Source organism: Conyzicola sp. (assembly GCF_057073975.1).
In genome coordinates, this window is the sequence record NZ_JBXMIS010000066.1 from 1 (window position 1) to 11,775 (window position 11,775).

The 11,775-nt window shown below is 67.1% G+C and carries 8 protein-coding genes; 2 read left to right on the top strand and 6 right to left on the bottom strand.

Annotated elements, in window-relative coordinates:
- Positions 1-1,846: DUF3418 domain-containing protein (locus AC14A7_RS06020; RefSeq protein WP_484007210.1), on the top strand; the 1,846-nt coding region annotated here is incomplete at its 5' end.
- Between the two features lie 11 nt (positions 1,847-1,857).
- Here the strand turns inward: AC14A7_RS06020 and AC14A7_RS06025 are convergent.
- From AC14A7_RS06025 to AC14A7_RS06050, 6 genes are all read right to left on the bottom strand, one after another.
- Positions 1,858-2,331, bottom strand: a complete 474-nt coding sequence (locus AC14A7_RS06025; protein ID WP_484007212.1) for a DUF4190 domain-containing protein — start codon at positions 2,329-2,331, stop codon at positions 1,858-1,860.
- Positions 2,328-3,728 (bottom strand): L-type lectin family protein, encoded by a 1,401-nt coding sequence (locus tag AC14A7_RS06030; protein WP_484007214.1) that lies wholly within the window; start codon positions 3,726-3,728, stop codon positions 2,328-2,330. Before AC14A7_RS06030 ends, AC14A7_RS06025 begins: the two co-directional genes overlap by 4 nt.
- Positions 3,729-3,736: 8 nt before the next feature.
- Positions 3,737-4,744, bottom strand: a complete 1,008-nt coding sequence (locus AC14A7_RS06035) for an L-type lectin family protein (RefSeq protein ID WP_484007216.1) — start codon at positions 4,742-4,744, stop codon at positions 3,737-3,739.
- A gap of 54 nt (positions 4,745-4,798) precedes the next feature.
- Entirely contained in the window at positions 4,799-6,538 is a 1,740-nt protein-coding gene (locus AC14A7_RS06040) for an ABC transporter ATP-binding protein (RefSeq protein WP_484007218.1), read from the bottom strand.
- Between the two features lie 112 nt (positions 6,539-6,650).
- On the bottom strand, positions 6,651-7,649 hold the full coding sequence (locus AC14A7_RS06045) for a ribonucleotide-diphosphate reductase subunit beta (RefSeq protein WP_484007220.1): 999 nt from the start codon (positions 7,647-7,649) through the stop codon (positions 6,651-6,653).
- A 99-nt stretch (positions 7,650-7,748) separates the two neighbouring features.
- A complete protein-coding gene (locus tag AC14A7_RS06050; RefSeq protein ID WP_484007222.1) occupies positions 7,749-10,202 on the bottom strand; it encodes a ribonucleoside-diphosphate reductase subunit alpha in 2,454 nt (817 codons plus the stop codon).
- Positions 10,203-10,566: 364 nt separating this feature from the next.
- On the opposite strand from AC14A7_RS06050, the gene AC14A7_RS06055 reads away from it, so the two are divergent.
- Positions 10,567-11,772, top strand: coding sequence for an MFS transporter (locus tag AC14A7_RS06055; RefSeq protein WP_484007224.1), 1,206 nt, complete (start codon positions 10,567-10,569; stop codon positions 11,770-11,772).
- Positions 11,773-11,775: the final 3 nt, after the last annotated feature.

The window sequence follows — 11,775 nt, forward strand, 5'->3', positions numbered from 1 at the left end:
GCGCAGCTACAGCGAGCCGCGCTGGGAGAAGAAGCAGGGCGCCGTCGTCGCCAACGAGAGGGTCACGCTCTACGGGCTGCCGATCATCCCCCGCCGCACCGTGCAGTTCGCCCGCATCGACCCGGAGTACGCGCGCGACCTCTTCATTCGCAACGCTCTCGTCGACGGCGACTGGGATCTCTCGCGCACCGACCGCAGGCTCACCGCCTTCGACCGCGCCAACCGCGCGCTGCGCACCGAGCTAGAGGAGCTGGAGGAGCGCACCCGCCGCCGCACCATCCTGTTCGACGACGAGACCGTCTACCGCTTCTACGACGAGCGCATTCCGAAGGATGTCGCCTCGCTGACGACCTTCGTGAAGTGGTGGCGCTCGGCGAAGGACGCAACCCCCGACCTGCTGACCATGACCCGCGATGCCCTCGTCGAGGAGGAGTCGATCCCCGTGATCGACGAGCGCCAGTTCCCCGCCCGGTGGACGCAGGGCGAGCAGCAGCTCGGCCTCACCTACCGCTTCGAGCCCGGTGCAGAGGATGACGGCGTCACCGCCCTCATACCCCTGCCCCTTCTGCCCTCCATCCGCTCCGTCGGGTTCGACTGGCTCGTGCCTGGGCTGCGCGACGAGCTCGTCGCCGCGCTCATCAAGACACTGCCGAAGCCGATTCGCCGCAACGTCGTGCCGGCCAACGACTGGGCGCGAAAGTTCGTCGACGAGATACCACCGGATGCCGAGGTCGACGAGGTGGCGCTCGTCGCCTTCCTTGCCCGCCAGATCCGCTCCGCCACCTACACCCCGGTCGACACCGACGACTTCGAGGTCGACCGCCTCCCCGACCACCTGCGCATGACCTTCGCCGTGGTCGACGAGCGCGGGCAGGTCGTCGCCCGCAGCAAAGACCTCTCGTCGCTTCGGCTGAAGCTGTCACGGCGCACGCGGGAGTCGGTCGCCAAGGCCACGGTCGCCGCGCCCGTCTCGGTGCCGCGCAGGGCCCTTGAGAGATCCGGCCTCACCACCTGGGACTTCGACGCGCTGCCCCGCACGCTCGACACCAAGCACAGCGGTGGGGTGGTTCGCGCCTATCCAGCTCTCGTTGATGCTGGAAAGCACGTCGACATCCAGTTGCTTGCCACCGAGGGCGAGCAGCGCGCTGCGATGCGCGCTGGCGTGCGCCGGATGCTGCTGCTGGCCATTCCCGCCCCCACCGCCTACATCCAGGAGCACCTCACGTCGGCCGAGAAGCTCGCGCTGGCGACGAGCCCGTACCGCTCGAATGCGGAGCTCTTCGAGGACTGCATGGCCGCGTGCATCGACGCCGTCGTCGACACCGCCACCGTGTTCACCCGCGCCGACTTCGAGAGGGCGCGGGATGCCGTGAGCGCCGGGCTCGTCGACGCGATGTTCGCCGCGGTCAGCCAGGTCAGCGCGGTGCTGGCCAAGGCGCGCGCCGCCGACAAGGCCATCGGCGCGGCGAGCAGCGTGCAGCTCATGGCACCGCTCGCCGACGCTCGCGCGCAGCTCGCGGGGCTCGTGCACCCCGGCTTCATCAGCCGGGCTGGCCTCGATCGCCTTCGCCGCATCCCCGTCTATCTCGACGGCATCGTGCACCGCGTCGCCAAGCTGCAGGAGAACCCCGGCCGCGACCGCACCTGGCTCGGCGAGATCGAGCACGCGACGCAGCTCTTCGTGAGCGCCGGCGGCGACATCCCGCTGCCGACCGGAGCGCCGGAGCATCTGGTGAAAGCGCGCTGGATGCTCGAGGAGCTACGACTGTCGCTCTTCGCCCAGCACCTGCCAACCAAGGCTCCCGTGTCGGTGCAGCGCATCACGAAGGTGCTGAACGGCGGCTAGCGCCGGTGCGATCAGCGACCAGCCGTGGCGACCATGACGACGCCGACGAGGAGGACGCCGGTTGCCAGGCCACCGTAGATGATCGCGAACCACGCGCGACCCGCGCCGCGTCGGTGCGGGTTCTTCTTGAGGTCTCGGAGCGCGAGGATTCCCAGCAGCACGCCGACCGGTCCGGCGACCAACACCGGCATCGAGATGAGGGCCACGTAGCCAGCGGCGATGGCCAGTCCGGATCGGTTGACGGGCAGCGCCCACTCGAGCAGGTGATCCTCTGCGGTGCGCTGCCGCGGCTCGGCGTTCCACGATGCCGCTCCATATGGCTGCTGCCAGCCGGGCTGGTGCACTGGAACCTGTGGCGGCGGCCACGCGGCCGGCGCAACGGGCTCCTGGGGCGGCGTCCACGCTGCCGGTGCTGGGCCGGCGAACGGCGGCACCCAGGCTGACGGCCGCGGCTGGCCCTGCGGCGGCGGCCAGTCGTTCGTCACGCGCTCGCCCGGCGACGCCGAACGAGAACGATCGCGAGCCCGGCCACCAGCGCGGCAAGGCCGAATGGTGCGGCCGCGGGATCGATGCCACCGGCGGCGAGCCGCGCACCGCGCGCGAGGGCGACCGTTCCGGTGTTGTTGCCGACGGCACTGTCATCGAGAACGGCGACGGCCGCCGTGATCGAGACGGGCAGGGAGATCGACGATGCGACATCCACGGCGATGGCGATGGGGGCCGCGGCCTCCCCGGCAGCGAGTCGGTCGGCGCCCGCCCCGGAGCGCGTGCAGGTGACGGTCTGAGCGAGGATGCCGCACGTCCAGCCAGTACCCGATGCCGTCACGGGCACGACACCCGCGGGGAGGGTGCTCGTGACGGTGATGAGCCCGTCGGTCGCCCCCGTGGTCGCGGCATTGACGACGGTCGCGCTGATTGTCGCCTGGCCTGTTGCGGCATCCACCGGCGTCGCCGTCAACGACAGCGCGAGGTCGGGAGCGAGCGTCTGGATCTCGAAGTTGTTGATCTCGTGCCGAGAGTAGGCGCCGCCCGTGCTGCCGCTGAACCCGAGCTTGAGGCTGGTCGGCAGCGAACCGACACCGTTGACGGTCTCGAGGTCGAGCCCCGAGACCTCCGTGACGAGCCCCGAACCGTAGTCGACGTCGATCGACATCACGTTGAGCTTGCTGATCGTCACGACCACGTGGCGTCGTGCGTCGTCGCGATCCGTTGCCGTGGGTACGGCGATCGGGCCAGCGGCGATGTGCGATTCGATGAGCGCGTAGTCGGAGGCCTCGTCACCGCGCACCGCGATCTCGTTCGGAGCAAGCCCGACGTTGCCTCCCCCGCCGATGAACTCGTTGGCAAAGGCGCCGTAGGCGTCAAACCCGATGCCGACGTAGCCGCCCACCAGCCCGGGGGTTCCGTTGCCGTGGTAGCTCGCATAGCCGAGCCCGCCACCGTACGACCCGGCCTGCGTCGGCGAGGCCGCGCCGTCGATGAGGAAGAAGGCCATGCCGTCGCCGGGACTGACGGTGTTGTACTGGTAGAGGTCGAACTCGATCTGCAGGCCGAGGCTCGTGTCGATCGGGGAATCGAGAATCGCGATCCCGCCCTGCACGACCGTCTCGGTCAGGCGCAGCGCGCCGTCACCAACGGCGTCGTATGGCCCACCGGGGCACGCGGGGATGGATCCGGGAGCGGATGCCGTTGCCGCGGTGAGGCACGGCGTCCAGTTCAGCCCGTTGACGATCCAGTCACCGGCCGGCGTGGACTCCTCGGCGAACGACTCGTCGGGAATGGTCGGCGTCGCGGCGCTCACGGGAGCTCCGATGACGATGCACGCCATGACTCCGGCAACGATGCCCGCGCCAATGCGGAGGCGGGAGGATGGGGTCGTCATAGACAGTCTCACCGATCGACCACAGGTGAGCGTCGGCGCCCGACGACGAACCACAGGCCGGCGAGCAGCATGAGCACAGCGACGGGCGCATACCCGACCTCGGCGCCGGATGCCGCGAGTGTCGGAGCAGCAGCCGGTGCAACGAGAGGGTCGACGACGAGGCTGCGGAACTCCTGAACCATGCCGAGCCCACCGGTGCCCCCGGTGAAGCCGACCTTCACGGTCGCCGGGAGGGTGCCGTTGACGAGCGTGAGGTCGATGGAGGCCAGCTCCTCGACAAGGCCAGCCCCGTAGTCGACAGAGACCGATAGCAGCCCGGCGCTCGTCACCGTGATGACGACGTGCCGAAGGGCGTTGGTGCGCGTCGCCTCCGCCGGAAGGGCGAGGGGCCCATCGGCGGGGTCGGATGCGATGTAGGCGTAGTTGCTCGCCTCCGAGCCGCGAACCACGATGTGGTTCGGCTGGAACCCCGGCCCTGTGCCGTTGTACGCGTCGGAGAACGCGCCGTACCAGTCGAATCCGACGGCGGAGTAGGCGCCCGCCAGCCCGGGCTCGCCGGGTAGCGCAAGATAGCCGAGGCCGAGACCGAGGTAGCCAGCGGCAGTCGGACTCGCTGTTCCGTCGACGAGCACGAAGGTCGACCCGTCGGCGCCTCCTGCCTGCCCGGAGTACTGGTACATGTCGAACTCGACGCGAAGGCCATTGGCGGTCGGGATGGCGACGTTGTAGAGGGCGAGGTTCGCCTCCCCCGTCGTCATCTCCGTGATGCGGAGGGCACCATCACCGCTCGGATCGATGGTGGCGCATGCAGCGAAATCGGTGGTCGCGGGAGTCGCCGCAGTCAGACACGGCCCGGCCGAGGGTGACGACGGTCCGCCACCGCTCGTCCACGTGCCGGGAACGACGTCGCCGGTCAGCGGCTGGTCGATCAGGCTGGTCGGCGCGGCTGCGGCGGGAAGCGCCGTTGAGAGTGCCACCAGCAGAACGACGGCGGGAAGTGCCAGCGCACGCTTCACAGTTCTCCCCCGGGTCGGCCCTGCAACCGGCAGGCGGTCTCAGACTAGTGGACGCTAGGCCGTCTGAGCACGGTGCAGGGCGGCATACCGACCGCCAGCCGCGAGAAGGGAGTCGTGGCTGCCCTGCTCGATGATCCGTCCGTGATCGAGCACCACGATGCGGGAGGCCGAGCGGATCGTTGTCAGGCGGTGGGCGACCACGAGGGTGGTGCGACCCGCCATGAGGCGGGCAAGGGCATCCCGAACCTTCGTCTCCGACTCCGAGTCGAGGGCGCTCGTCGCCTCGTCGAGTAACAGCACACGCGGGTTGCGGATGAGGGCGCGCGCGATTGCGAGCCGCTGGCGCTGGCCGCCGCTGAGCCGCGCACCGCGCTCCCCCACGACGGTGTTCCAGCCGTCGGGCTGCGACTCGATGATCTCGAGGGCGTTGGCGTCGCGCAGGGCCGCCGTGACATCAGCATCGGAGACTCCCGTCAGACCGTAGGTGACGTTGTCGCGGATGGTGCCCTCGAACAGCACCGACTCCTGCGGCACGACGGAGACGAACTGCCGCACGCTGCGCAGGTCGAGGGTCTCCATGTCGACGCCGTCGAGGCGGATGGTGCCAGACGACGGACGAATGAAGCCGAGCACCAGGTTGAGCAGCGTCGACTTGCCCGACCCGCTCGACCCGACGAAGGCGACCGTCTCACCCGGCTCGATCTCGAGGCTCACACCATCGACGGCATGGCTGTCGCGGTCGAAGCTGAAGCTGACGTTCTCGATCGACAGGGCGCCGGCCACGGCATCCACCCCCGCCTTTCCGTGGTTCTGCTCGAGGTCTGGCTCCTGCATGACCTCGGCGATCGAGCGAACCGAGTCGAGCGCCTTCGAGAAGATGGGTGTCAGGTTCAGCAGGTTGATCACGCCGCCGGTGAGCATCGTGAAGTAGGTGCTGAGCAGCACCACCTGCCCAGCGGTGATGTCGAGCACACCGGTGAGGGATGCCGCTGCCGCGAGCACGAGCGTCGCGATCGAGAGCACCTGCATCGACACCCATGCCATCGCCCCGAACCGTCCGTTGAGCCGGTCGAGGGTGAAGCCGGCGCTGCGCACGCCCTCGGCGCCGTCGGCGACGCGGCTCTCTGCGATGCGCTCGAGACCGTGCGCCCGCGTGATCGGAATGAGCGTCGCCATCTCGCCGACGCGCGCGCTGAACCGCTCGACCTGCTTGCGAAACTCCTCGTTTCGTCGGTTCATGCGCCGCCGCACGATTGTCACGAGGGTGACCGCGACGGGCACGGTGAGCGCGTAGACGAGCACGAACGCCGGCACCTGGATCGCGGTGACCGTGATCGCCCCGATGAGGATGAAGACGGTGGACAGCGCGGGCGGCACCGCCTGCTGGAACATCAGCTCGATGTTCTCGACGTCGCGCACGACCTTGGTCTGAATCACGGATGCGCTCGCCCGCGAGTGGAACCCGATCGACAGGTTCTGCAGCCGGCTGGCAATCGCGTTGCGCAGGTCGGCGGCGATCTGTCTCACGGCTCCAGCGAACAGCCGTACGAAGAGCACATGGCCGGGATAGTTGAGCAGGAGCACCCCGACCGCGAGCGCCGCGTAGAGCCAGAGCTGCGTCAACTCGCCGCGGGAGACGACCACGTCGATGATGCGCGCGGTGAGGATCGGCAGCACCCAGAGCGGGGAGTCCTTGATCGCGAAGAGCAGCACGCTGCCGGCGATGCCCCAGCGGTGCGGGGAGAGGAGCACGAGGAGTGTGCGCGCGGGGCGCATGCCATTGATGTCAGTCACGAAGAATCCGTCTGTCTCGTGAGCTGCCTGCACGCCGCCCTGCTTGTGCGACAACGTTACCAATGACAAAGGGGCCCGGCCGTTCGGCCGAGCCCCTTCGCGTTGATGGGAGCTACTCCGCCTTGACCTTCGTGGTCGCCGAGGCGTTCGACTCGTAGCTCGTGTTCGTCGACTCGAAGAAGTTGACGAGCTGGAGGGTGTCGTTGGCCGCCGCCATCCACTTCGCCGGGTTCGACACGTTGTAGTGGGCGTCGAAGCCGAGCTCCTCGAGACGACGGTCGGCGAGGTACTTCACGTACTGGTTGATGTACGTGGCGTTGAGGCCGAGAATGCCGTTCGGAAGGAGGTCGTGGTTGTACTCCTCCTCCATCTCCACCGCATCCAGGATCATCTGCTTGATCTCGGCGGCGAACTCCTCCGTCTGCAGGTCGGGGTTCTCCTCGAGCACCGTGAGAATCAGGTTGATGCCGAACTTGAGGTGCAGCGACTCGTCACGCACCACCCAGTCCATGAGGGAGCCGAAGTTGCGCAGCAGGTTGCGCTGGCGGAAGCTCAGCGCGACCATGAACCCGGAGTAGAACCAGACGCCCTCGAGGATGACGTTGTAGGCAACGAGGTTGCGAACGAAGTCCTTCTTGCCCTCCGTCGTCGTGATGTCGAGGGTGTTCTCTGTCATACGGCGGATGAACTTGAGCTCGAACTCCTCTTTGCGCGCCATCGACGGGATGTCGACGTGGGAGTTGTAGGCGGCCTCGCGGTCGATCGGGAACGTCTCGAGAACGTACTCGAACGACATGCAGTGGTTCGCCTCCTCCCACATCTGCTTGGCGAGGTACAGGCTGCACTCTGCCGCAGAGACGTAGGGGTAGACGCCGAAGGCGAGCGCCTTGTTGACGAGCAGCTCGTTCGGGTTGAAGTACGACATGAGGAAGGTCACCGCGTGGCGCTCTTCGTCGGTCATCTTCTTGAAGTCGGCGATGTCCTCGCCGAGCTGGATCTCGTTGGGGAACCAGGTGTTCGCGACGGCCTGGTCGTACAGGTCCATCGCCCACTGGTACTTGATCGGCTTGAGGAGGAGTCCGTCCTGAAGCCCTGTTCCTAGGATGCCCATGGCTCTACTGGCACCCCTCGCACTGCAGGTCTTCCATGGGGTCTGTCGGCACGTAGTACTCGTCGACCTTCACGAGGCCTGCCTCAAACGTCGTTCCCATTACTTCACTCCTCCGAAGCCGAAGCCCTTCTTGGGGGCTGCGGCCACTGGTGCCTCGTCCGGTGCGGGGCTCGTCGATGCTGCCGCACCGAAGCCCTTCTTCGCGCCGTCGCCGATCTGCTCGGACTTGTTGACCTTGACGGTCGACTGCTCAGCCGTGTGACGCGGCTTCATGTGCAGGTAGTACGTCGTCTTGACGCCGCGCTCCCATGCACCGAAGTAGATGTCCATCATGTCGCCGAGGTCGCGCGTCTCGAGGTACATGTTGCGGCTGATGGCCTGGTCGATCCACTTCTGGGCACGGGCCGCAACCTCAAGGAATGCGTACGGCGAGAGCTGGAAGCTCGTCTTGTACACCTCCTTGAGGCTGTCAGGGATGCTGGCGATGTTCTGCACGTCACCCTGCGAGCGCAGGATCGCCTCGCGGGTCGACTCCCAGAGGCCGAGCTTCTGGAGGTCGTGAACGAGGTTCGCGTTGACCTCGAGGAACTTGCCGTTCGAGGTCGCGCGGCTGAAGATCTGCGCGAACTGCGGGTCGAGGCCCGGGGTCGTGCCAGCGACAAGGCCGATGGATGCCGTCGGCGCGATCGCCATGAGCGTCGCGTTGCGCATACCGCCGGCCACCTTCACCCGCAGCGCGTCCCAGTCGAGGCGCGTCTTGCGGTTGACCTTGATCTCGCTGCCACGGTCGGCCTCGGTGAGGGCGATCGAGTCGAGCGGCACCATTCCCTTCGACCAGCCGGAGCCCTCGAAGTTGGTGTACGAGCCGCGCTCCTTGGCGAGCTCTGCGCTCGCGTCGATGGCGGCGTAGGAGACGTGCTCCATGATCTCGTCGATGAGGTCGTATGCCTCTTCGCTCTCGTAGCTGATGCCGAGCTTCTCGATGACATCGGTGAAGCCCATGACGCCGAGGCCGACGGCGCGGTTCTGCTCGTTGGAGAAGTCGGCCTCCTTGACGCTCGAGCGGGTGATGTCGATGAGGTTGTCGAGCTGGCGAACCGCGAGGCGGGCGGACTGCTCGATCTTGGTGAAGTCGAGCTTGCCGGCGTCATCGAGGTGCTGCGACAGGTTGATCGAGGCAAGGTTGCAGACCGACACATTGTCTTCATCCTGCGGCAGCGTGATCTCGGTGCAGAGGTTCGAGAGGTGGATCGTGCCCGTGTTGTTGTTGAGGGCGCGGTTGTTGATCGTGTCCTTCCAGGTGAGCCACGGGTGGCTCGTCGTCTGGAGGGAGATGAGGATCGACTTGAACTGCTCGCGCGCGGTGATCTTCTTGAACAGGCGCATCTCGCCGGCCTCGGCCTTGGCGACGTACTCGTTGTACTTCGCAGAGAACGCCTTGCCGTAGAGCTCGTTGAGGTCGCTGACCTCGAGCGGGTCGAAGAGGTACCAGTCGTCGTCGTTCTGCACGCGCTTCATGAACTCGTCGCTGATCCACACCGCGGTGTTGGCGGTGCGGGTGCGGCGGTACGGGTCGCCAGAGTTCTGGCGAAGGTCGAGGAACTCGGGGAAGTCGAGGTGCCAGTTCTCCATGTAGAAGCAGAGGGCGCCGAACTTCTTGCCGCCGCGGCTGACCGCGCGCAGGATCGAGTCGATGGTGTGCATGAACGGGATCGGGCCGGTCGAGGTCGTGTTGTTCGAGCGGATCGGGGAGCCCTGGGCGCGCAGCTTGGTGACGCTGAGTCCGATGCCGCCGGTGCCCTTGGTCAGCCACATGACATCGCGGGTCGTCTTCGCGATGTGCTCCATGTCGTCCTGCATCTCCATGACGAAGCAGTTGGCGAGCTGGGGGTAGGCGGTTCCCGCGTTGACGAGCGTGGATCCTGCGGCCAGGTACTCGAGGCGCGACATCTTCTCGTAGAACGAGATCGCAACCTCGTTGGGCTTCGCCTCGTTGAGGGCGAGGCCCATGGCGATGCGCATCCAGAAGTACTGGGGAACCTCGAGGGCGTCGCCGTTGCGGCCCTTGATGCCGTAGCGGTTGTTGAGGGTGACGACGCCGATGTACTTGAGCAGCTCGTCGTGCTGGGGGGCGAGGTGGGTGGCGAGCTCGTCGAGGTCGAACATCTCGGTGAGGCGCGAGTCGAGCAGGCCCTCCTCGACGCCGCGGCGGATGTTGGCCGCGAAGTGCGAGCGGTGCAGCTCGAGCAGCTCTTCGGCAGTCTCGTAGTCGCCGAGCACGCGCTTGTAGATGGTCTTCAGCAGCAGGCGGGCCGCGACGATGTCGAAGGCCGGGTCGTCTTTGACGTTCTGCAGGGCGACCTGGATGACCGCCTCGTCGAGCTGCTGGGTGGTGATGCCGTCGAAGAGCGTGAGCTCCAGCTCGCTGGCGATCTGGGTTACCCAGGTGATGTTGTCATCGAGGCCGGCACTCGCGTGCTCGATGGCCAGGTTGATCTTGTTCGCGTCGTATGGCTCGCGCGATCCGTCGCGCTTAACAACAGTGATTCCCACAAATGCTCCCTCAGAAATGCCCAAAAAGACCGTCAGATTGCCACCTCGGCCCGGCAGGTCTCACCACTATATATCGGGCCCCCGACAAGGGGGTAACCCTAGATGTAGTGGGCGTGTCGTCCACAGCTGTGGATAAGTACGACGACTTTTCCACAGGCTACGCGGGGGCTCCGACACTGCGGCACGAGCCCCGAATCGCGCATCGCGCCGGCACTGGCGCTGGCACTGGCGCTGACCACCACGGCTTCGGTCAGCCACCCGGCCGAACATTCACCCGGGTTGCTCACACATCCCCGGGTGGTCGCTGCGCGTGACGCGCCGACGGCGCCGGTGCCGCAAACCGGCCACCAATAGGCTGGATGCCGTGAGCACCTACGGCAGTCTGTTGAGAACCCCGGGCGTCGCCCGGATCATCGCCGCACAGCTCACCGCCCGCTTCCCGTTCGGCATGCTCTCGCTCGCCTACCTCCTGCACATCGAGCGCATCCACCACTCCTACGGCGCAGCCGGACTCGTGCTCGCCGCCACGAGCATCGGCCAGGCGATCGCCGGCCCGCTCACCAGCCGGTGGATGGGGGTGTGGGGCATGCGTCGCGTGCTCACGCTCACCATGGTGGTGTGTGCGGCATCCATCGCGGCCATCGCCTTCCTCGAGCTGCCGGTCGCCGCCTACATGGCGATCGGATTCATCGGCGGCCTGAGCATGCCGCCGATCCAGCCGGCGGTGCGCACCATCTACCCGAAGATGGTCAACTCCCGCCAGCTGACCGCACTGTTCTCTCTCGACGCGAGCGCCCAGGAGATCATCTGGGTCGCTGGCCCCGTCATCACGACCTTCGTGGCCGTGCAGATCTCCACGACCCTGGCGATCGTGCTTGCCGGCCTCTTCCTCGTCGGCGGCGGAACGTGGTTCATCCTCTCGCCAGAGGTCGGCCGCGTGCGCATCCCGCGCAGCAAGCGCAAGCTCGGCGTCGTGCTGAAGAAGCCAGCCGTGCTGCTGTCGACCATCACTGGCTTCCTGCTCGTCGGCGCCTGCGCGGCCACCGAGGCATCCGTCGTGGCGACCTTCGGCGAGACCGGGCCGCAGTCGGGCATCATCCTCGCGATCTTCGCGCTCGGCTCCCTCGCCGGCGGGCTCGCCCTCGGCCACATCCCCGTCGGCCCGTGGGCGATGGCGCGGCGCATGTTCGCGGTATTCGTGGGCATGTCGCTCGCACTCGTGTCGCTCGACTTCTGGTGGCTCGCCTTCGCCCTCCTCATCGCCGGCATCGGCATCGCGCCGGCCCTCGCGGTGATGTTCGCTGTCGTCTCCGGCACCGTCAAGTTCAGCGACACGGCAGAGGCCTACGGCTGGGTCGGCACCGGCCAGCTCATCGGAGCCGCTCTCGGCTCTGCCGCAGCGGGATTCCTCATCGACGCGAACGGACCGAGCGGCGGGTTCTGGGCCGCGGCGATCCTCGCCATGTTCGGCTTCCTGATACCGACGGTGCTGCGGGGCTGGCATCCCGACCTTCGCGGCAAGGAGTCGACCGTGCCAGACACCGCTCCCGTGCCGATCCAGCCGACCTGATCG